The sequence below is a fragment of the Kineococcus sp. AC630 genome, assembly GCF_979255925.1.
This window is the reverse complement of the sequence record NZ_CEEDMJ010000014.1, coordinates 91,371-110,206: the sequence shown is the minus strand read 5'-3', so window position 1 is coordinate 110,206 and position 18,836 is coordinate 91,371. Positions and strand designations below refer to the sequence as shown.

The 18,836-nt window shown below is 68.6% G+C and carries 24 protein-coding genes; 13 read left to right on the top strand and 11 right to left on the bottom strand.

The window, feature by feature from the left end; all coding sequences use genetic code 11:
- Window positions 1-625 precede the first annotated feature (625 nt).
- Complete coding sequence (locus AC0I8G_RS16005) at window positions 626-994, bottom strand: hypothetical protein (protein WP_471730814.1); 369 nt, start codon at window positions 992-994, stop codon at window positions 626-628.
- A 97-nt stretch (window positions 995-1,091) separates the two neighbouring features.
- Between AC0I8G_RS16005 and AC0I8G_RS16000 the strand changes: the two genes are divergently transcribed.
- The 3 genes from AC0I8G_RS16000 (at window position 1,092) to AC0I8G_RS15990 (ending at window position 3,352) form a co-directional block, all read left to right on the top strand.
- Window positions 1,092-1,355 carry a hypothetical protein gene (locus AC0I8G_RS16000; RefSeq protein WP_471730813.1) on the top strand — a complete coding sequence of 88 codons (264 nt, stop codon included), beginning with the start codon at window positions 1,092-1,094 and terminating at the stop codon, window positions 1,353-1,355.
- Between the two features lie 78 nt (window positions 1,356-1,433).
- Window positions 1,434-1,601: a hypothetical protein gene (locus AC0I8G_RS15995; RefSeq protein WP_471730812.1), complete on the top strand. Its 168-nt coding sequence runs from the start codon at window positions 1,434-1,436 to the stop codon at window positions 1,599-1,601.
- A gap of 92 nt (window positions 1,602-1,693) precedes the next feature.
- Window positions 1,694-3,352 carry a TerD family protein gene (locus AC0I8G_RS15990; RefSeq protein ID WP_471730811.1) on the top strand — a complete coding sequence of 553 codons (1,659 nt, stop codon included), beginning with the start codon at window positions 1,694-1,696 and terminating at the stop codon, window positions 3,350-3,352.
- 55 nt (window positions 3,353-3,407) lie between these two features.
- On the opposite strand, the gene AC0I8G_RS15985 is transcribed toward AC0I8G_RS15990, so the two are convergent.
- On the bottom strand, window positions 3,408-3,746 hold the full coding sequence (locus AC0I8G_RS15985) for a hypothetical protein (protein ID WP_471730810.1): 339 nt from the start codon (window positions 3,744-3,746) through the stop codon (window positions 3,408-3,410).
- A 75-nt stretch (window positions 3,747-3,821) separates the two neighbouring features.
- Window positions 3,822-4,058 carry a hypothetical protein gene (locus tag AC0I8G_RS15980; protein ID WP_471730809.1) on the bottom strand — a complete coding sequence of 79 codons (237 nt, stop codon included), beginning with the start codon at window positions 4,056-4,058 and terminating at the stop codon, window positions 3,822-3,824.
- A gap of 141 nt (window positions 4,059-4,199) precedes the next feature.
- Between AC0I8G_RS15980 and AC0I8G_RS15975 the strand changes: the two genes are divergently transcribed.
- Both AC0I8G_RS15975 and AC0I8G_RS15970 read left to right on the top strand, forming a co-directional pair.
- Window positions 4,200-4,916, top strand: coding sequence for an SOS response-associated peptidase (locus AC0I8G_RS15975; protein ID WP_471730808.1), 717 nt, complete (start codon window positions 4,200-4,202; stop codon window positions 4,914-4,916).
- Between the two features lie 167 nt (window positions 4,917-5,083).
- Entirely contained in the window at window positions 5,084-5,380 is a 297-nt protein-coding gene (locus AC0I8G_RS15970; protein WP_471730807.1) for a hypothetical protein, read from the top strand.
- Window positions 5,381-5,471: 91 nt separating this feature from the next.
- Here the strand turns inward: AC0I8G_RS15970 and AC0I8G_RS15965 are convergent, their stop codons facing one another.
- Together AC0I8G_RS15965 and AC0I8G_RS15960 are read right to left on the bottom strand one after the other, a co-directional pair.
- Window positions 5,472-5,699, bottom strand: coding sequence for a transposase (locus AC0I8G_RS15965; protein ID WP_471730856.1), 228 nt, complete (start codon window positions 5,697-5,699; stop codon window positions 5,472-5,474).
- Window positions 5,700-5,778: 79 nt separating this feature from the next.
- Window positions 5,779-6,123, bottom strand: a complete 345-nt coding sequence (locus AC0I8G_RS15960) for a hypothetical protein (protein WP_471730806.1) — start codon at window positions 6,121-6,123, stop codon at window positions 5,779-5,781.
- 271 nt (window positions 6,124-6,394) lie between these two features.
- Here AC0I8G_RS15960 and AC0I8G_RS15955 point away from each other — a divergent pair, with 271 nt between their 5' ends.
- Window positions 6,395-6,676 (top strand): hypothetical protein, encoded by a 282-nt coding sequence (locus AC0I8G_RS15955; RefSeq protein ID WP_471730805.1) that lies wholly within the window; start codon window positions 6,395-6,397, stop codon window positions 6,674-6,676.
- 62 nt (window positions 6,677-6,738) lie between these two features.
- Window positions 6,739-7,137, top strand: coding sequence for a hypothetical protein (locus AC0I8G_RS15950; RefSeq protein ID WP_471730804.1), 399 nt, complete (start codon window positions 6,739-6,741; stop codon window positions 7,135-7,137).
- A 418-nt stretch (window positions 7,138-7,555) separates the two neighbouring features.
- Here AC0I8G_RS15950 and AC0I8G_RS15945 read toward each other — a convergent pair whose 3' ends face one another.
- The 5 genes from AC0I8G_RS15945 to AC0I8G_RS15925 all read right to left on the bottom strand — a co-directional run bounded on the left by AC0I8G_RS15945 (window position 7,556) and on the right by AC0I8G_RS15925 (window position 14,558).
- Window positions 7,556-7,855 (bottom strand): hypothetical protein, encoded by a 300-nt coding sequence (locus AC0I8G_RS15945; RefSeq protein WP_471730803.1) that lies wholly within the window; start codon window positions 7,853-7,855, stop codon window positions 7,556-7,558.
- 232 nt (window positions 7,856-8,087) lie between these two features.
- Window positions 8,088-9,002, bottom strand: a complete 915-nt coding sequence (locus AC0I8G_RS15940) for a hypothetical protein (protein WP_471730802.1) — start codon at window positions 9,000-9,002, stop codon at window positions 8,088-8,090.
- A 31-nt stretch (window positions 9,003-9,033) separates the two neighbouring features.
- Entirely contained in the window at window positions 9,034-9,849 is an 816-nt protein-coding gene (locus AC0I8G_RS15935) for a hypothetical protein (protein WP_471730801.1), read from the bottom strand.
- A gap of 140 nt (window positions 9,850-9,989) precedes the next feature.
- Window positions 9,990-13,952: a PHP domain-containing protein gene (locus AC0I8G_RS15930; RefSeq protein WP_471730800.1), complete on the bottom strand. Its 3,963-nt coding sequence runs from the start codon at window positions 13,950-13,952 to the stop codon at window positions 9,990-9,992.
- Window positions 13,953-13,958: 6 nt separating this feature from the next.
- Window positions 13,959-14,558 (bottom strand): hypothetical protein, encoded by a 600-nt coding sequence (locus tag AC0I8G_RS15925; protein ID WP_471730799.1) that lies wholly within the window; start codon window positions 14,556-14,558, stop codon window positions 13,959-13,961.
- A 335-nt stretch (window positions 14,559-14,893) separates the two neighbouring features.
- Between AC0I8G_RS15925 and AC0I8G_RS15920 the strand changes: the two genes are divergently transcribed.
- From AC0I8G_RS15920 to AC0I8G_RS15900, 5 genes are all read left to right on the top strand, one after another.
- Entirely contained in the window at window positions 14,894-15,430 is a 537-nt protein-coding gene (locus tag AC0I8G_RS15920) for a GNAT family N-acetyltransferase (protein WP_471730798.1), read from the top strand.
- A 199-nt stretch (window positions 15,431-15,629) separates the two neighbouring features.
- Complete coding sequence (locus AC0I8G_RS15915; protein WP_471730797.1) at window positions 15,630-16,091, top strand: hypothetical protein; 462 nt, start codon at window positions 15,630-15,632, stop codon at window positions 16,089-16,091.
- A 27-nt stretch (window positions 16,092-16,118) separates the two neighbouring features.
- Window positions 16,119-16,550, top strand: coding sequence for a hypothetical protein (locus AC0I8G_RS15910; protein ID WP_471730796.1), 432 nt, complete (start codon window positions 16,119-16,121; stop codon window positions 16,548-16,550).
- 47 nt (window positions 16,551-16,597) lie between these two features.
- Window positions 16,598-16,915 (top strand): transcriptional regulator, encoded by a 318-nt coding sequence (locus tag AC0I8G_RS15905; RefSeq protein WP_471730795.1) that lies wholly within the window; start codon window positions 16,598-16,600, stop codon window positions 16,913-16,915.
- A 264-nt stretch (window positions 16,916-17,179) separates the two neighbouring features.
- Complete coding sequence (locus tag AC0I8G_RS15900; protein WP_471730794.1) at window positions 17,180-17,587, top strand: hypothetical protein; 408 nt, start codon at window positions 17,180-17,182, stop codon at window positions 17,585-17,587.
- A gap of 113 nt (window positions 17,588-17,700) precedes the next feature.
- On the opposite strand, the gene AC0I8G_RS15895 is transcribed toward AC0I8G_RS15900, so the two are convergent.
- Window positions 17,701-17,913 carry a hypothetical protein gene (locus AC0I8G_RS15895; RefSeq protein WP_471730793.1) on the bottom strand — a complete coding sequence of 71 codons (213 nt, stop codon included), beginning with the start codon at window positions 17,911-17,913 and terminating at the stop codon, window positions 17,701-17,703.
- A 191-nt stretch (window positions 17,914-18,104) separates the two neighbouring features.
- Between AC0I8G_RS15895 and AC0I8G_RS15890 the strand changes: the two genes are divergently transcribed.
- The gene (locus AC0I8G_RS15890; RefSeq protein WP_471730792.1) at window positions 18,105-18,815 is read left to right on the top strand and encodes a hypothetical protein; all 711 of its coding nucleotides are present in this window, start codon (window positions 18,105-18,107) and stop codon (window positions 18,813-18,815) included.
- Window positions 18,816-18,836 lie beyond the last annotated feature (21 nt).

Sequence of the window (18,836 nt, the reverse complement as noted above, 5' to 3'; positions counted from 1 at the left end):
GGACCGGATCCGTGAGCGCTGAGAGCGGCGAGAGCGGCGACGGTGACCTGCAGATCACGCCACCAGGTCACGCGATCAGATCACGCGACGAAGCCCCCGTACCCGAACTTGGGTGCGGGGGCTTCGTCGTCGTGGGTCAGTGTCGGAACCCGGCCTGGGCTGCTTCCACGCCCAGCAGGACGAGGGAGGAGGAGAGGAGGGTGACGGCGGCGACGCGGACGCGGTTCTTGACCGACATGGTGGCGTTCCTTCAGCGGAGGGGGGTCAGTTGTTGATGCGCAGGCCGGCGTGCGCGGCGTCGATGCCGAGCAGCACGAACGACGACGACAGAGCGCCGACCAGGGCGAGGCGGAGACGGTTCCTGCGGTTCATCGCCGGCTCACTTCCACTTGACGCTGGCCTCAGCCGCGGTGGCGGCCCAGACCAGCGCGCTGGAGGTCACGACGGTGATGGCGGCCAGGCGCAGACGGTTCTTCATGGTGGTTCCTCCCAGCAGCGGCGGATGGTGCGTGCACTGGTGACGCTAGGCGGACTCACCGTGATCGTTCAGCCAAACGGGTGAAGTCGCTCAAGATCTCACCGCAGCCTGCCGATAACCCCGGCCTCACCCCGGCTACTGAGACGGCTAGCTGACTCGCCAGCCGCTGAGGTTGAACGACGGCTTCCAGCCTTCAGCCCGCATCGCCGCCTCGAGCTCTCGGGCTCGCTCAACTGGGACGTCGTCACACCGCACGACGGCCATGACGAGCGGGTCACCCGTGTAGGTAGACAAACCCGAGGTACCTGCGCCCTGCGGGCCGACAGGGAAGTGCTCGACGGCGACCACCGTCGGCATCGCACCGATGACCGGACTGGCGGCTGTCCCCAGGGCATGCGGAGCAAAGGACTCCCCCACGCGGGGAGCGGCCGCAGCCTGCAGATCCTCACGCAGGTAGGCGCTGTGCAGCGTGTCGTTGAAGTAGAACTCGATGCGGACACCCAGAGCGATGGTCACAAGAAGACCTCCCAGCAAGAAGCGGACGAGCTTGCTGGCTGTGACGATAGAGGCTGACCGTTCGGCCCGGCAGCCGCACCATCGCTACCGTCAGGTCGTGGCGTTTCCACCCCTACGGCTGACGTGCACCCTGCACGAGGACGAGCTGGTGCTGCGCATGCTCAACGGCACCGAGCACAGCCGCCTGCCCGTCGACGACAGCATGGACGCCGCCGAAGCCCTCGAACTGCTCGAGGCCGACGCCGTTCCCCTCCGGTTGCTCTGGTCGCACCAAGAACTCGACGACGCCCTGGCCCGCTACGGCTACGTGCGCACCTCCCCATGGCGCTACGGCCCCAGCGCGGACATCACCCACTCCTGACCTTCCCGACTGCCAGACCCCCTGGCCTGGCACTGACCGCCGGTGCTCGCTGTCGGAGGGGCGCGTGAAGCTGCACGGGTGATGTGGGAACTTGCGCACCGGACAGCCGACGCCGCCGAAGCAACGATGGTGCTCATCGAAGCCGACACCAGCGCCGCCGCCATCGAGCAAGTCAGGACACAGATCCCGACCGATCACCTCATCCTCTACATCCGCCTCACCGACCGCCAAGCACCTGCCGCCTGAGGCACGGACGCGAGGGATCACCGCATCAACTGACGCTGCGTAGCCACCCGTTCTACGATGAGGACCAGCTCAGTCGACCTTCTGGAGTGCCGGTGCTCACCTTGCTCAGCGGCGCTCGCACCCCCCTCACCGGTCAACGACTGACGGTCGCCACCCACCTCGAGGATCGACTGGACCTGCTAGCCCTGCTCGTCGACGAACGCCGCCAAGCCGCCTCCGATGCAGACCTGATCTTCTGGAACGCCCCCGACGACCGCCACGGTGTCCGCCTGCTCAGCTCCGGGCGCCTGCAGCTGGTCTTGACCCGGGTCCCGGCCTCGATCGAGCGCATCATCCTGGCCGCCTCCCGCGACGGTGCCCCCTTCGCCGACCTGGGATCCCTACGCACCACCCTCGGCAGCGACGACGGCTCCCAGGTACTCCTGCAGGCCGACCACCTCAGCGTCGAGACCGTCGTGATCCTGGGCGAGGTCTACCGCCACCAAGGCGCGTGGCGGGTCAGTTCCGTCGGCGCCGGCTACGCCAACGGCCTCGTCGGACTCCTACGCGATCACGGGATCACCGTTGATGACGACGGGACCGAGAACGCAGTCCCGACCCACGACCCGATCGTGCCTCGTGCAGCTGCTCCGACACCACCGCCACCTCCGGCACCAGCCTCGACTCCACCGGCCGGGTCCCGCTCCGCACGGCCAGCCTCAAGCGGTCCTTCGAGCGGGCCCTCGAGTACCCCGCCCAGGCCTGCACCTGCACCTGCACCTCACGGTGGTCCTCCCTCGCCGGCACCGCTTCGCCCCGACCCCGCCCGACAGGGCCAGCGCGGCTACTGCCCCCACTGCAGCACCAAACTGCCCCGCAAGCTGCTCTCCTTCAGCCCCTGCCCCACCTGCACGCCGCTGCGTCAGGAGTGGCTGCGCGACCTTGAGCGCATCCTGGCCACCTCACCACCTGCCGGCCTGGACCAGCACTGGCGGCGCCTGCACGAGCTGGGCCTGACCTACCCGCGGATGCGCCCGGACATCGAACCGGTCGCGCTGGCGCACCTGCAGACCGTCGTCCACGTCGCCTTCGCCGACTCCATCATCGAACAGCACGAGATCGACGACTTCGACGCCTGGGTCGCGGCCCTCTCCCTGCAAGATCACCCCCAGGTCACGGTGCTGAGGAACCAGCTGCTGCGCGGGCAGCAACTGAGCCTCATCCGCTCCGGAGTCCTGCCCCGGGTGAACGTCTACGGCCTGCACCTGCAAGCTGATGAGACCCCCCATCTGCAAGCCCCGGCCACCTACGTCAAACGCAACGCCTCCAGCGAGCGCCTGCACTCCGGCCAGCTGCTCATCACCAGCCGCGGCCTGGCCTTCAGTGGGGTCAGCGGGCACCAGTACACCTACAAGCAGGTGCTGCGGGTCGACGCCTTCGGCCCCGACGTCCACATCCAGACCACCCGCGCCGGTGGGGAGTACGTCTACCGCGTCGTGGACGCCGACATCGTCGCCGCCACCGCTGAAGGGGCGCTGCGCATCGCCAAGCGCCTGGTCATCGCCCCCGGCCAGCGTGACTCCCGCCGCATCCCGCACGCGGTGAAGGTCGCGGTCTTCCAGCGTGATGGCGGCAAGTGCGTGCAGTGCGGACGTAGTGAGTACCTGGAGTACGACCACGACATCCCCTGGAGCCTGGGTGGGGCCACCAGCGAGGAGAACCTGCGACTGCTGTGCCGGCGCTGCAACCAGGAGAAGGGCGCACGGATCTGACGAGGCCGCGACGATGGCGACCTGCGTTACCGATCGGCGGGATCAGTCGGCGGGATCAGCAGTAGTAGGTGCTGGGATCCTGCAGCCCGTGCTCCAACGTGCACTGCAGTCTGGCCTGAGTTTCCTTCTGCTCTGCCCGCTTGGCCTGGATCGCCACCACACCGAGCATCAGAGCCAGCGAGACGAACAAGATGATGGCCGCGGCCGCGACCTTGACCAGAAGGCTGCCGCTGGAACGCTCGACGTAGACCACACGCTGACGGACGCTTCCAGCCTCAGACGTCTGCATCAGCTGCCACTGCAGGAACTCCAGTTGTCCCGGCTGCAGTGACTCCGAGGCCCGCGCAGCGCGGATCTGCGCCAGCAGGTCCTGGCGTCGCAGTTCGTTCACCACCCGGTAATCGGCGTGATCTGGGTGAGCCCTGAGCAGTCGTCCCTCTTTCGCACCTACGGCGACTACCCCGCCTACTCACGATCCTGCCCAGGACGCCTGAGGCAACCCCACCTGAGCAGCTCCTACCGCCTGCTGCGGGGTCAGACCCATCGCATCTCCCGCGCACCCGTCGACCGTCTGACTATGACCGTCGGGGGCGAAGCGGTGCTTGCGGTAGCAGGCCTGCCCACGCGGGCTCGGATCCGCGCCCCACAAGACGGCCACCTCCTGCAGGTCCAGGACGACGTCGAGCAGGACCGGCCCGGCGCCCACTACCGGCGCTCGCTGTCGTAGGGGCGCGTGCAGCGGCACGGGTGATGTGGGGAAGTCGCGCACCGGAGAGCCGGCGCCGACACCACCACCGATCAGGCACCGGATCAGGCGAGTCCTGAGGAGCTAGGACAGACTTCTCCTGTGTGTGGTCGCTACGCTCGCTCCCGCCCCGAGACCGAACTCGTCGACGTCTTCCACGTCCGCGACGTCGTCGGTGAGGCATTACCACCGTCCTACAACATCGCCCCCACCCAGAACGCCCGAGTCGTCCTCGACCGGACACCGCACGAAGACCCCGACGGTGAGGCCACCCGTCAACTGAGGACCCTGCGCTGGGGCCTGATCCCCTCTTGGTCCAAGGACCTCAAGATCGGATCCCGGATGATCAATGCCCGTATGGAGACGATTACCGAGAAACCCGCGTTCAAGCGTGCTGCTGCCAAGAGACGCCTGATCTGTCCTGCCGACGGGTACTACGAGTGGGAGAAGCGCGAGGGACGGACCAAGGTGCCGCACTTCCTGCACGATCCCCACGACGAGGTCCTCGCCTTCGCCGGCCTCTACGAACTGTGGCCAGACCCGACCAAGGACCAGGACGATCCAGACCGGTGGTTGTGGTCGTTCACCATCCTGACCACCCAGGCCACCGACGCCCTGGGCCACATCCACGACCGCACCCCGGTCATCGTCCCACCCGACATGCTCGATGACTGGCTCGACCCGCACCTGACCGACCTGGACCTGGTACGCCAGGTCCTGGACGCCGTGCCGGAGCCCACGTTGAGCAGTCACGAGGTCTCCACCGCGGTGAACTCTCCCCGCAACAACTCCGCCGACCTCACCGCTGCCCTGGCGTGAGCCCCGCCAGCTCACCGGGACACCACGACGGACACCAGCAGGGGCGACGTCTGGGGCGGGCCCGGCAGGTCAGCGATCCCGCCTCCCCGGCACGCACCGGTTACGTCCCGCCAGGCTGGCCGCCTGAGGTTCTCCCCCCTGCCGTTGAGGGCTGGGAGGAGAGCGCTGTGGCATGGATGCTCGACTACGGCCCAGCGCAGTGGCGACTGGAGGGGTACGAGACGTTGCGCAACCACCCGCCCTTCATGGCCTGGTGGTTCCGCCAACTGACCGCGGCCGACCTGGCTGCCGCGCGGGAGAGCTGGCGGGCGCTGCGAGCCGCCGACGAGGTGCCCGACCCTGAGCAGCGCGAAGCCCGACTGCAGGGGTTGGCTGGGATCGGGCGCAGTCTTCGGGATCGGGCCCAGGGCGCAGACCTCCTCCACCGCGCGATGAGCGGGGAACTGTTCGTGCCCCGCCTGTAGCGCCCGCGGCGTGTTTGTGGGCACGGGCGTTGCTGGAGTCGATCGAGACCACCCATTCCAGGTCGCCCTCAGCGTGGGCATCGGCCTGCAGTTAGGCCAGGATGGTGTTGAAGGTGCCGTTCTTGGACCAGATGTTGAACCGCCAGTAGATCGTCTGCCAGGCACCGTATTCGGTGGGTAGGTCCCGCCACGGAGAGCCGGGCCGAAAGCGCCACAGGATGCCTTCAACCGCAAGGCGGTGATCGCTCCGCAGACCCCCACGGCCCGCGTCACGCCCGCGGCTGCGGGTGGGCAAGTGGGGTGCGATTCGTTCCCACATCGAATCAGTCAGAGCGAACAAGCACTCGGGCACGTGATCATCCTGACCGTCCTGACCTCAACGAGCCGTCAGACACGCCCTAGCCGAACACCCGCACGCCTGCGACGACACCGACCACTACGACGGCCACCGTCACGGCACGCCCCGCGCGCCGTGACCGCCGAGCGGGGAGCACCGTCGCCCCCGGCGCGGCCCCGCGTCGTGCGCGCGTCGGCAGCGTCGGGCGGTACGAGTCCGGCACCCGCAGGTCGGGACGGTCCGGTGTCGGCGTGCGTGGGCTATCCGAGTGTTCGAGGAGGAGGACGAGGACCGCCGCGACGGCACCGAACCCCACCGCACCCCACGACGGGTCGTCGTGGGTCGGCCCGTTGAGGAGACCCTCGGCGACGAACGTGACGAACGCGCCGACGACGAGAGCCCACATGCCTGTAGGCATCGGCACGCGACGCCCCCGACCGGAGCACACGAACGCGACCCGCCCTCGCCGTCGTACGCCTGCGGGAGTCGATCGAGACCGCCCGGGACCTCCTCGACGTGTGGACGCGGCAACCAGACGCCGCCGACGCCCGCGAGGACGCGCACCGCGCGGTCCGCGCCGCCGACGACGCGTACCGGAAGGTCCGCGCCCGCCGATCCCGCACCTGACACGGCCCGGCCCCCTCGCCTCCCAGCGCCAGGGCCGCGAGACTGCACCGATGGAGCCCCTGAACATCGTCGCTCTCCTCACGGCCCTCGGCGGCGCCGTCGCGTTCATCGTCACCAGGCTCGACGCCAGGAGCCGCCGGGCACGCTTGAAGGGGGACCTGGAACTACTGGGAGCCGCTGAGACGTGGCCGGTGACGCTCCGCACGAAGGTCGCGTCCCTTGCTGAGGGGCAGGTCGACCGGCTGTTACTCGCCCGCGAGGACGGGAACTCACGGTTGACTGTGGCGAGACGTTGGGGCTTCCGCCTCATGGTCGGTGGTGGGCCGTCATAGTCTTCACGGGCGCGGCCGACTTCTTTGTCGGCGACTGGCTCGACACCTACCGAACCGACCTGATGGACCCCGCCAAACTTCGGGAGGCCTTGCAGTTGACGCAACAGTTGAAGGACAACGGGTTCAGTCAGGAACGGATCGACGAACTGCTGGGCGGGGTGGACTTCCGCAGCGACACCACGAAGACCGCTGTCACCATCTTCGGCGTCTCGTACATCGCCGGGTTGGTCGGTGTCGCCGTGACGCTCGTCGGCATGGTCCTCTGGGGCACGACCGAGTTCATCCGCGAACGGCAGCGCCCGCCACGCGCCGAGAGGCTCGCCGATTGGACGCAGGAGCTACGCGACGAGGCAGGCGACGATCAGCCTCCGACACTCGACCTGCGCAAACTCGAAGCACGCGTATCCGCCCGTCGCACTGACACGGAGACAGGCACCAACGGCGGCCCCGAGAACGACTGACCCACCGGTCACGGTTCGGCCAGCGAGTGACTGGACCGGCCCCCAGGACGCGGCAGAATGGTGCACGGCCCCAGCGAACGGGCCACCCGACCGAACCCCACGATGCCCTCGACTACCCGCACCTCGCCCCGACCGGCGACCCCGGGCGTAGGAGTGCGGCGGTGCCGCCGCCTTCGGTCGGTGCCAGCATCTCGGTCGTGGTGACGGCCCGTTTCCAGTGAAAGGCTCAACTCCACGCCGCCGTCGGCAGGGACTACGTCAGGGTCGGGCCAGACGTCTCATCCCAGCCAGCTCACTTCCCTGAGAGCAAAGGTCGGGGTGACCATGATCCCCTCGCCCCCTCCCCAATCGACGGGCAGCCGAAGGAGTACGCGATCCCTGGCACCTTGCGGTCCCTGCCCGTCGACGTGCACGGCCGCTACTGACCACTCGCAGTCACCGGCGCCGGGCTGCACGCGAGCTCGATCCAGGGAGCGGGCTCACTCATCGCCTGTCCCCCTCGGACGGCCATGCGCCAACGGCTGTAGACCGCCTGGAAGGTCCTGCCCTCTCGCATGGCGAACTCCCCGACGTCCTCGCTGTGCCGGCACTTCAACAACTCGCCTTCTTCGCGCGTGGTCCAGGGATAGCGACCACGCGGGGCCGCCGCGGTGAGCTTTCGCCACTGCTCATGGGACTTCGGAACCTGGTAGGTCGCGGTCTCGAACATGAGGATCATGTTCGGAGTGTCACCGACACTCCAGCTCTGGCGCTAGACCTGTGACCTGATCGCCCACAGACGCGAAGTACGATGAGGAACTCGTCACCGAACGCAGCGTAAAACTCTCGAAGAAACTAGCCGTCAAACCACCTCGTTGTTCGCAGCGAAAACTCAGGAGTCTTCCTCAGAAGCTCAGAGCAGCGGCGAGGGGCAACTGACCTGCAGCGGCCGCGCCCGACGACACGCCACCTCAGCGGGGGCCCTTCAAGCGTCCCCGCGTGGCATCAACCGGCATGTTGGTGAGGAACGGTCGCATCGTGGTCCAGTACATGCTCTGGAAGCTCTCCTCCCAGGACGGCTCGACCAGCTGCCCGCGGGCATCGATGAGGAAGCTCAGCGCTTGATGGTGAGGCAGACAGGCGGCAGATACCGCCAGCGCTATGCGTTGGGAGTCGATCTGTAGGGCTGCGTGGCTCACGCCCTCCTGAGTGGACGGACGGCCCGAGGGTACGAAGAAGGACCGGATGGCTGTTTCGCGCCCGTGAACGAGACCGGAGGCCTGGTCGTAGAGGATCTCACCCAAGACCGCGTCCTCACCCAAGGCGACACCAGCTCGTTCGGTGGGGTCAGGCAGCCTCTCGCCCTCGACGGTCTTGGACTTTCCCTTTTTCCCCACCGTGAGCCCAGCCGCCGTGATCTGGAGCTGGACGTCGTTCAGCTCCTTGCTCGCCCATCGGACGGCTTCATCTCCGAAGAGCTCAGCGTTGCGCGTGATCGACGACGCGTGGCGGCCGGCGTCGTCTAGGCGGTGGGCGAAGAAACGCGCCGCGCGCTTGCGAGGTGTGAGGGTTGGCTCCAGCAACCAGTAGCCCAGGGACGACAGCTCAGTGGCGAGCCGACTGATCGCCATGATGCTGAGGGCAACGTTCGGTGCGTCGATGGCCGCCGCTAGCGCACGCAAGTGATCGTCTGCTGCGGTCAAAATCATGGATGGATGCACCCACGCCTCGCGCATCGGGAGCTCAGGATGCTCGGCGATCTCGCGCGCCACTCGAGACATGGGGGCCAACGCCCTGCCCTGCTGGCGGGCGCTAGCTTCGACATACGCCACCAGTTGGCGGGCGAAGACGCCGAAGTCCCCTTCGGCTACCGGCTTCTCATCCACAACCACACAGTACGGCTCGGCGCTCGCGCCGTTACCTGGGACGTAGAGCCTCAATGAACGCATCTGCCTGTTTCTGAGCCCCGAAGCGCATGACTCCGGAGAGAGAGTTCGCGCCGGACCAAGCAAGTTTCATTTTAATCCTGATGATTCCGTCAGGCAGCGTCTCAGGGGGGTTCATTCCCGCCTCGAGCTGCACCAGTTCTTCGCTGATCGAAACGAGTTCAGAGAAGTCCTGGAAGACGTTGACCATCCGGACCAGGGCATCTTCGAGAATAGGCAGGCTGATGTGCTTGTTCGCGTCAGCCCACCCGTCAATCGTCAGATCCAAGGAGGAGTGACCGGCCCACTTGTTGCGAAGATGCCGTACGTACTTCAGTGAGATCACGTCGTTGGCGCTAGTTCGCTTCAGGAGGTCGTCGAGCAGTTCCAGCGCGGCGTCGACATTCTTATTGGATTGCAGCGCCTGACTGGTCGTCAGGTCTCTCTTCAACGCGTGCAGCGCGTGCCAGATTGAACGGGTGCGCCCCTCTGATCTGTCCACCGCGTCGATGGTGGTGGCGATGCCGATCACGGCAGTCTTGAGCAGGCTGTTGCGCACCTGCCGGAAGCTTTCGGCAAGTTGGGTGTTCTGCCCGTCTGACAACTCATCTAGCGCCGGGCAGACCCGCTTGGCGAAGTAGTAAGGGGACACCGCGTTCGTCAGGAGGTTCCCCAGCGCCTCCTCTACCCGGAAGGCCGCCCCCTTCGCCTCAATCTGCGCCGCCAGTACCGCGTTGGTCATCGGCGCTCCGAGATCGACCTCAAGGTCCGATGGATCGAACTCCGACGCGAAGTCGCTCTGCTTCATGGCCATGAGCCTAAACGGCATCTGGATCAGAAAGCTGGAGTTCTCCTCGATCAGCGGTGGTCATGCGAAGGCTCAGCCGAAACGGCCCGCCGGTACGGCGGCGGCCGCTCTGCACCTGCCTTCGCCGTTGCTGCGGTGTCTCAGGACAGGGCAGCGAGGTGCTCAGCGCGGACGCTGACCCCGCGCGGGCCGGTGCGACGTACCTGGCCGGTGACCAGTAGTAGGGAGGCCCGGTACAGCAGGTGGTGGCTGGTGCTCTCCTGTACGTCGGCGAAGACGGTGACGTCGACGCAGCCGGTGCCGTCGTCCAGGGTCAGGAACACGACCCGGCGTCCTGAGCGCACCGGCGGAGTCTGGGTCGCCACGCGCACTCCGGCGACGAGGACGTCAACGTCGGTGCGAACCTCCAGCAGTCGCTGTGCCGGGGTGAAGCCTCGCCGGCGCAGTTCAGGCAGGTGTGGGGTGAGGAGGTGCTGCTGCAGGTCCATCCCGGTGCTGGCCAGTTCGGTGCTCACCTGCTGCTCTGGGGTCGGGGCCAGGTGACCGACGGAGGCGCTGGCCAGGTCGAGGTCGCCCAGGGGAAGCGCCAGCTGGCCGGAGTGCCAGCCGGCGAAGCGCCCCGCCGGCCGCCCCGCTGAGGGCACCACCGCTGGCGGCGGGGTCGGCGTCGCGGTCCTGGTTGAGGTCAGCACGGGGCGGTGACGGCTCGGGGCAGCGGCACCGGGTGCGGAGGGGACTGCGGATGCCCGCGGCTGCGGCACGGGCCCGGTCCCGACATCGGTACTGACCCCGGTCCTGGCCCCGCCCCCGGCGCCGGGGGCGCGTCCTGCCGTCGATCGGGTGCTGATCTGCTGCAGGTGCGCCAGCAGGTCTCCGCGGGTCAGCACCCGCCCACTCCCATGCCCACTGCCCTGGCTCGCGCGGTAGGTGGTCCCCGGCCGCAGCGAGGCGCCCAGTACCGGATCCAGGCCGGCGAGGTCGTCGAGGGCTCCGAGGCGAGCCAGGCGCAGGAGGGTGGGGCGCCGGGGTCGGGCCCGGTCGCGGAAGTCGCCGACGTCGGCGAAGGGCTGCGCAGCCACGATGCGTTCCACCTCGACGGCGTGCAGGTCCTTGACCACGGTCAGCGGGGGCCTGATCCCCCACCGCCTCTCCCCGCCGGTTGCTGGACCAGCAGAGGCCGGCGGCTCGCTGCGCCAGACGTCGGTGGAGGTCTGGACGTCGACGGGCAGGATCGCGATGCCCAGACGCCGGGCCTCCGCCACGAGGAGCCGGCGGGGGTACATACCGGGGTCGTGCTCGAGCAGTCCGGTGAGGAACTGCACCGGGTAGTGCGCCTTCAACCAGGCACTCTGGTAGGTGATCGCGGCGAACGCGGCGGCGTGGGCCCGCGCGAACCCGAACCCGCCGTGGGCGGCCACCAGCTTCCACACCGCATCCACGACATCGCGGGTGTAGCCGCGGGCGCTGGCGGCGGCGCGGAAGTCCGCCTCCACCTCGACGCGGGCGTCCGGATCGGACAGGTGCCGGCGCCACACGTCGGCGCGAGCCAGGCCGCAACCGGCGAAGACGTCGAGGATGCGCATGACCTGCTCGTGGAAGATGACCACGCCGTGGGTCTCGGACAGGATCGGGGTCAGGTCTGGGTGCGGCAGGCGGCGGGGACCGCCGGTAGCGACCCAGCCGTGATGGCCCTCCAGGAACGGGGAGATCATGTCCCCGGCCATCGGCCCGGGGCGGAATAAGGCGACGTCGATGACGAGGTCGGAGAACGCGCGGGGCTGGAACTTGCCCAGCAGTTCACGCTGGCCAGGGGACTCGATCTGGAACACCCCGAGGGTGTGGGTAGAGCGGATCAGCTCGAACGTGGGGGGGTCATTCAGCGGGATGGTGTCCAAGTCCGGCACCAGCTCTGATGCAAGGCCAGCAGTGGAGCCACCGACCGGGGACGTTTCCCTGCGTGGAGCGGCAGGGGTGGGTTCGTAGACCGGGAACTGCGAACCATCCGCGGCCGCGGCGCGGTAGTTGGGAACGAGGTGCGCCACCTCAGGAACCCGGGTCGCCGCAGGGCTGTTCTCCCGGTTCATGTCCTTCAGGTTCGAGTTCTCTGGCGTGGCTGCGGTGCGTTCGATCTCGGTGAGGGTGTAGGCGATGGCCGACTGCATCCGCACACCGAGGACGTCGAGTTTGAGCCAGCCCATCGGGTCGATGTCGTCCTTGTCGAACTGGCTCATGGCCATGCCCTCGATCCCGCACGCCTGCACGGGAGTCCGGGCCAGCAGGGAAGCATCGGAGAGAATCACCCCGCACGGGTGCATCGACAGGTGCCGGGGCAGACGGTCCAGGGTGGCGGTGACGTCGACGAGCAGGTCCAGCTGCCGGTGGCTGCGCACCAGCTCAGCGAGCTCACGCAGTTCCGGCAGCTCCGCCATTGCCTCCCGCACCCGGGATGCCGACACCCCGCGCAGGCTGGCCGCGACCTCGTCGACGACCTCGGGTTCCACCCCCAGGGCCAGGCCGGCGGCACGGACCGCGCCGCGGGCGCGGTAGGCCTGGGTAGTGGCCATCAGGGTTACGCGTTCGGGCCCGAAGCGGTCACGGATGGCGCGGTAGATGTCATGGCGGCGGGCGGACTCCACGTCCAGGTCGATGTCGGGAAGAGTTTCCCTGCGATCAGAAATAAACCTCTCGAAGAGGAGGCCCTGGTCGAGGGGGTCCACGTTGCTGACCCCGAGCAGCCACAGCAGAACACTGCCCACGCCGGACCCGCGGGCGGTGGCGCGCACGCCCAAACCGTGGATGAGGCGGACGGATTCGTCGACGGCGAGGAAGTAGGTGGCGTAGTTGAGGCGGTCGACGACGGCGAGTTCAGCCTGCACCCGCTCCTGCACCGCCCGCACCCTGGCGGGGCTTGCTCCGGGGTAGCGACGGCCGATGCCGGCATCAGCGCGGGCGCGCAGCATGCCCAGCGCGGCGGCGTAACCGTGCGGGTCGTCGCTAAACGTGGCCGCGGCGTCGATCCCCAGGATGGCCGGTTCCGGCACCCGAGCTCTCCCCCAACCCAGGTCGGTCTCCGGCTCCAGCCGGCACCGCTCGGCCAGGGCGGCGGTGCGTTCCAGCAGGCCGCCGGCGTGGTCGCGGCCGCGGTGCTCCAAGCCGGCGGCGGTGGCGATCTCACGGGCCAGGTCCTCCATCAGCTGCGGGGGTTTCAGCCAGGCCTGGGCGTTGGGCGACAGGGCATGTGCGGCGTGTAGCTCCTCCAGGCCGCGCAACGCGGCGACCGCGTCGCCGACGTCAGCGGTGGGGACGTCACCCGGGTGCAGAAGCCGGACGGCGTTGGTCAGCACGGTGGGGATGCCGACGGCGGACGCGGCCCGCAGCATCCGGGCAGCGGTGCCGACCGAGGCGGGGTGCCCGTCGCGGGTGAGGTGACACACGACCTCCACCGCGAGCGCCGTGGCGGGTAGGAGGCGGGTCCAGGTTTCCCAGGCGTCGATGACGTCGCGGAGGCGTCCGGTGGCAAGGGCGCGGCCCAGGTCGGTGCCGGGGCCGAGGAGGACGGTGGTGGCGTGTTCGTTGCCGGTGGCGGGGGCCAGGGCGGTGGCCAGGGCGTGAGGGGTGAGGGCGGCTGTTGCGGCGCTGGGGCTGGCACCAGAACTGGTGGTGTTGGCGCGGTGAGCGGTGGTGGTGGCTCGGCACAGCGCGGCCCAGCCGGCCCCGTGGGTGCGGCCGTGAGCGAGGACCACGATGCGCCCAGCTCCCGGTCCGGGACCGGCACCTACCGCGGCACCGCCTACGGCACCTACTGCGGCACCGACCGGCGCCGGCGGGTGGGTGAAGGTCTGGGTGAAGGTCTGGGTAGCCCCACGGTGCCTGCTCGACTGACCCGGGCGCAGAGCGACATCGACACCGGCGATGGGATCGATGCCGACAGACCGGCAAGCACTGACGTGCTGGATCAGCCCAGCCATCTGACCGCGGTCGGTCAGGGCCAACGCGGGAGATCCGGCGCTCGCGGCGGCCGCGACCAGGGTGGCGGGGTCAGTGGTGCCGTGATGGTGGGAGTGCCCGCTGGCGACGTGCAGGTGGGTGAACGGGGTGCTCACGACGGTTCACGGTTCCTCGACGCGCAGGACATGCCAGTCGTCGCCGGCGCGCAGGACCTCGACGCTGATGGTGACCGACTCGGACCGAGGCTGTTCCCCCGCGAGGTCCTGGAGGTCTTGGGATCCCTCGTCGAAGTCGCCGTTGTGGTCGTCGTTGTGGTCGTCGTTGTGGTCGTCGTTGTAGTCGCCTTCGTCGCCGCAGCCGAAGTCGTCCGCGAAACCCTCCTCGAGGTCAGCCCCGAGTCCGTCGTGTCGGTCCGCGCTGCGCGAGAGATCCCCTCCCTGACGCGGGTACGTGGGGACGGCGCGCAAGGTAGGCGCCGGCGGCGGGACCTCGGCCTGCAGCCGCCAGCGTTCCTGGTCGACCAGGGCTAGGGCCTGGTCGAGATCGAGGCGACGCTGCGAGCGCCACCAGGGGATGACGGGCCGCTCGTGCCAGCGCACTGCGTGGGTGATCGGCAGCAGCATGCCGCGCCAGCGCACGGCAGTGGGACGGCCAGCGTCAACCACCACGAACACGTCTTCAGCGGCGCTCGCGGAGAGTTGGTCGAGACGTTCTCCCCCGGTGTCGCCGTCGGGGGCGTGCTCGCCGATGGTGGCGGCCATGAGCCTCCCTTCGGCCTAGGTCGAACACTTGTTCGATCAGCACTGTAGGGGGTGGACTGTGGTCTGCGTCGAACCGGCGTGGCGCAGGTGGGCTAACGCTTCATCGGCAGCGCCGTCGTCTGGAGCTCTGAGTCGCTGACGGACTCGGCGGTGTCGTCGCGCACAGCTGTGATGTCTCAGGACTTGGTGAGAGTCGATGAGTCAAGACTTCGGTGACCGTCGTAGGTCTGAGCAGGTGCCAGCCGCCGACAACAGCGCGCCCATCACGGGATGACGGTGAACTGTCGTCGCTCTGGATCCCCGCATCTGCAGCGTTGCGTGGGAGCGTCACCGCCATGGCGCACGACGTGGTGGGTGATGACGAGGTGGTCTTGACGACGGATCGCCTTCAGCTGCGGCCCTGGCGGGTGAGCGAGGCCGCCGTGATCCGACGGCTCTGGCAGGAGCGTGACCCCCGGGTACCGCCACACCGACGACTGGACGCCGACGGGCACCCGACGATCGACGACCTCAAGCAGTGGGTCCGCGCTCAGCGCCCCGCGACGCTGGGCTGGCTCGCGATGGAGCGCAGGCTCGAAGGTGACGTCGTGGGCCACTGCGGCCTGATCGTCGGCGAACGTGTGCCCGCGGGGGAACCGGAGATCGCGTTCGAACTGCTGCGCTGCGTATGGGGCCAGGGCTTCGCCACCGAGGCTGCTGCGGCAGTCCTGGAGTGGGCCGGGTCCTCTGGGCATGAGCGTTTGTGGGCGAGCGTCCGGGAGTGGAACACCGCCTCGCGGCGGGTCTTGGCGAAGGTCGGGTTCGTAGAGGCGGACCGGCTCGAACGCGATGAGGTTTACGGCGACACGGTGTTCGTCACGCGCTCCCTGTGATGGATCGACCGCGCATTGAGGAGGCCACTTCGCACGCACTGCAGGGTGACCGTGGGTTCCGCGCGCACCGCGGGATGACCGTGCGCTTCGCGCGCACCGCGGGATGACCACGAAGTTGTCACGGCTCCGAGCTCCCGTCTTCCACGTCCTGCGCCGCTGACGTCCGCTCAGAGGACATCGCCTGCCCGCTGAGCGGTGCGTGAGCGGTCCAGCGGTGTGTAGTGGCTGGTGGCTGCTCACCCTCGATCGCGGTGAGGAGGTCGAGCAGGGCGGATCGGTCGCGTGCCAGGTCCGCCAGGTCCCCGCCGGCCTCGACGTGCGTGCGCAGGACGTCCCCGGCCACCGTGTGGGCCTGCGGGCCGAGGAGGCGGCTGATGTGGTCGTGGATGAAGTGCAGGACCTCATCGGGTACGCCACCTCGGGCGTAGGAGTCCTCCAGGAGCAGCCACGCGCGGAGAGCGTCGAGGGCCTCAACCAGGTTCCTGCCTTCGGCGGCGGCGTTTTCCAGCTCGTCATCACCGTCCATCGCATGATCCTGACAGCGGCACCGCGCACCAGGACTCATCCGCACTTCGCCACGATCGCGACGTCGCTGGCAGCTCAGGACCGCGCACAACGCGGGATGACCGCAAACAACCCAATCACTCATCTACTTGCCTAATTAGCATGTGGATGTCACGCTCGATCCATGGACTACGACACCGCTCAGGCGCAGGCCGACGAGGTACGTCGCGCCTACCTCGCCGCCAGCCGCCCCACCCTGCCGCGCGCCACGTCCGCCCTCTCCGCCCTGTGCGCCGGCGCCGGGGTCGTCCTCGCGGCCCAGGGCGGGCCCGGCTGGCCGCACCTGTTCTTCGCCGCTACCGCGGTGCTGCTCTTCGCCGCTGCCCACCTGGTTCCCACCTCGGCGCGTCGCCGGCGCGGCCTGCACGGCTACCGCGGCTGGAGCCGGATGGAGAACACCACCTTCCTGCTGGTCGCGGTCTCCCTCCTGATCAGCGGCTGGGCCGGGGGTCGGGAGCTGGCGTGGATCTTCGCCGGCCTCGGGGTTGTCGCCGCCGTGGCTTGGTACGCGATGCTGCGCGGGGTGCTCATCGCCGGCGGCCGGGCTCGCTCCTGATGGCAAGAACCACGTCCCCGGCGGCGACGGCACCCGTGGGCGAGACCATGCCCCCGCCTGAGCCCGCGCTGGATGACACCCTCAGCTCCGCGGTACGGCTGCGCATCTGCGCCTACCTCTCCGGCTGCGACGAAGCGGACTTCAAGGCCGTGCAGGAGTTCTGCGACCTGAGCCAGCCAAACCTGTCGAAGAACCTCACCGTGCTGGCTGAGCGCGGCTACGTCGAGATCCGCAAGGTCGCCTCCGGTCGCTACACCAAGACCCGACTCCGACTGACCGCGACGGGGCAGGGCGCCCTGCAGTCCCACGTCGCGGCCCTGCAGGACATCGTCGCCACCGCCCGCGCCCAACAGCCCACCAATTGACGCCCCGATCGACGACGTAGCAGCGACGCCGGGCTGTCTCCGTGCGCACAACGCGGGATGATCGTGAAGTCGAACGACGGCCGAAGTGAAAACGGCTGCGCTGCGCGCACCCTGTCTTTTCGCCCGGAAGCGCGGGCTGTGAGGGACGAAGCGGCGAGTGGGTTGTGACGTCTCGAGACTTCGCGGCGGCTCACGAAAACCGATGCCTCCGAGTAGGTTGGGAGTCACGAATCGTGCTTAGGCGTCTACAGGTGAGGTCATGAGATGGCGCGAGAACGCATTGCAGCAACGGCGCTGATCTTCTGTGTGCTCATCCCGGTTGGTGGCTGCGGCGACGCTGGGGAAGCACTCGAGGACTCCTCGCCGGTCATCGCTGCGGTGGAGGCTCCGGGAGACACCCCAGCGGCGGGCATGGAAGGAGCGGTGGTCGAGGAGAAGGACGGTTGCCTCGTGATCGGGGACCAGGTCGTGGTTTGGGGCGAGGGAACCACGTGGGATGAGGACAGCAGCGAAGTCGTCTTGCCTTCGGGGCAGCGGTTAGCGGTGGGTGATCAGGTGACCGGAGGTGGCGGAGGGGAGATTCCCGATCCTCGCTCCTACTTCGGTGACGCGGTGGCCGATCGGGTGGGCAAGTGCGGGGGCGACGTGCGCGTCGTCTACGTCGCGGCCTGAGATCCGCTCAGCTGGCACGGGCTCTTCACCATGATTGCGATGTCGATGACCTCTTGGTCGGCGGTATGACCGCGATGTCGATGATCTCCTGGTCAGCGGGATGACCGTGAAGTTCAACGAGTCGAGCGCTTCTCCCGCCAGACCGATGCGTAGTGGAAGCCCAAGCCGAGGAACCCGAGGGCGACCATCGCTGCGATCACTGACGACACTGGTTCTGAGTCGACCGGGGCGATGGCTAGAACCACCAAGACGAGACCGACCACGAAGCAGGCGATGGCGTTGACGCCTTCGTACTTCGTGACCCGGTCATGCTTCCAACGTGCCATCCCGACAGTCTCTCGGCTGCAGGCTGGGATGTTGGTGGTCTCCCCACTGCAACTGATCCCTGGCGGGTGCAGGCGCCGCGACGTCCTGGCCAGCGGGATGACCGTGCGCTCCGCGCGCACCGCGGGATGAGCGGGCACATGCGCCCAGCAGTCGCGGGGGCGTGTAGGTAGGCATCGGGGATGCTGTCGGCATGGCAGAGCTGCTGGCGGGCGCGGATGACCTGGACTGGGCGGGGCTGCACCACGCCTACGCGTCGGCCGAGGACGTGCCCACGCTGCTGCGGGGCCTGCTGGACGAAGAGGAGCAGGTCCGCGGCGAAGCGCTGTTCCAGCTGTACGGCACCGTCTGGCACCAGGGCACCGTGTATTCGGTCACGCCTGTGGTTGCGCCGTTCCTGATGCGCGTCCTCACCGCGCGCTCCACTGCGCCAACGACGCGGGTCGGGGTGGCCGGGCTGCTGGCCTCCATCGCCGCGCCCGACAGCTACGTCCCCGATGGGCCGGGTGAGGCGGACTTGCCCGCGTTGTGCCGGGAGGCGGTGACCGAGGGGGTCAGCACCTGGGGCACGTTCCTCACCGCCGCTCCTGCGTACCTGCGCGTTCCCCTGCTGGCCCTCATCGCTTGCTGCCACCCGGGCCTGCCCACCGCGGTCGTCGAGCAGGTCGCCGACCTCCGGCGCGGCGTGGAAGGTGAGGTCGCGCTGGCTGCTGACGTCGTCCTGGCGCTCCTGCGCGGGGACGAGCACGAGTGCGCGCGGTTGTTGCGCGACCTGGCGGGTGCAGATGAGAACGCCGCGGACTGGATGCAGCAGGCAGGTGGGCGCTCCACGGTGGAGGACGTGCAGGCGGTGCTCACCATCCTCGCCGAGCGGGACGTGGACCCCGAGCTAAGCCAGGACTGAAGCCACCGGCTGACCACTCGC